We start from the raw sequence: 682 nt of genomic DNA, 5'->3' as shown, positions 1-682 counted from the left end.
TCAGTGACAGGGTCAGGCGCGAGTTGATGCTGTCGCCGCCGTCGTCATTCTCGGCATCCACGCCCTGCCCGGAAAGCTTCAGCACCGGGTCGAAGGCATCCGAGACCAGCCGGATCTCGTACAGGCCCGCCTTGTCCACCTGCAAGGTGTAGTCCTGCGAATTGCTGGCCAGCATATCGACGATCTCGCCACTGCCCACCAGCGGCTTGCCGTCATATGGCTTCAGCTTCTCGGCGCGAAGGCGATAAGGGCCGAACGCGGTCGGGCCATCGGCGTTGACTGCCACCTGGTAGATACCACTGCCGTTGGCGCGGAAAGCCAGCGAGACGTCCCCCTCGCGCTCATAGCCGGTGTTGCTGGTGGATACCAGGCTGCCATTGTTGAACACCGCAATCGAGCCGCTGAGGGCACCAGTAAGCTTCAGGCCGACCAGCTCCCTGTCTTCCAGCTTGATCTGGTAGAGCTGGTGATGGCTGCCGTCGTTGAAGTTGATGCCGCTGCGCGAGGTGATCTCGCCGGAGACCGGCTTGTCGAAATCGAGCGACGCGGCCTTGCCCGCATCCGCGCCGCCGCCGATGCGGTTGCACCCGCCGGCGACCAGGACCGTGGCTACGGCCAGTGTGATTGCTGCCAAACGCATGTTGTTTCTCCTTGGCCTTCCATGTGGTTCCCACGCACCCGC

At 63.5% G+C, this 682-nt stretch carries 1 pseudogene; it reads right to left on the bottom strand.

Annotated features, from left to right (window positions below):
- Nucleotides 1-640 (bottom strand): annotated as a pseudogene (locus tag A7X97_RS01695) (ABC transporter substrate-binding protein); the annotation flags it as partial.
- Nucleotides 641-682 lie beyond the last annotated feature (42 nt).

Origin of the sequence: Stenotrophomonas sepilia (genome assembly GCF_003244875.1) — a bacterium.
In the GTDB taxonomy this organism is placed as follows: domain Bacteria; phylum Pseudomonadota; class Gammaproteobacteria; order Xanthomonadales; family Xanthomonadaceae; genus Stenotrophomonas; species Stenotrophomonas sepilia.
The sequence above is the reverse complement of the archived record's forward strand: the minus strand, read 5'-3'. Positions and strand labels throughout refer to the sequence as shown.